Source organism: Bacillus sp. SIMBA_074 (assembly GCF_046534555.1).
Taxonomy (GTDB): domain Bacteria; phylum Bacillota; class Bacilli; order Bacillales; family Bacillaceae_G; genus Bacillus_A; species Bacillus_A mycoides.
Genome location: NZ_JAWRYM010000189.1, coordinates 1 through 360, shown reverse-complemented (window position 1 = coordinate 360; position 360 = coordinate 1). Strand labels below are relative to the sequence as shown.

The 360-nt window shown below is 44.2% G+C and carries 1 protein-coding gene; it reads right to left on the bottom strand.

Translation table 11 applies throughout. The features are described from left to right. Window positions 1-111 precede the first annotated feature (111 nt). A partial coding sequence (locus SB773_RS30440; RefSeq protein ID WP_410593929.1) for a M24 family metallopeptidase occupies window positions 112-360 on the bottom strand: 249 nt, incomplete at its 5' end.

The following is a 360-nucleotide window of genomic DNA, read 5'->3' as shown; positions in this document are numbered from 1 at the left end:
AAATTTGAACTGCGGACCGATTAGTTGAAATGAAATTAGATTAATAGTTACCCCCGCCTTAATGAGGGCGGGGGTATCCGGGTTTCGTTACATTAAACGATCAATGCATGATCATTTTATGATTTGCAGGCTCTTCGGATATTTGGTCAAAACCTCACAGCCGGTATCGGTGATTAATAGATCATCTTCAATCCTGACGCCTGCAACATTTGGAACATATATACCCGGTTCGATGGTATAAACCATTCCGGATTGAAGTTCAAGGGTATTCGTTTCGGTCAAGGATGGGTATTCATGGACGCTGATCCCAAGTCCGTGGCCGAGCCTGTGCGGGAAGAATTCACCGTATCCTTTATTCCT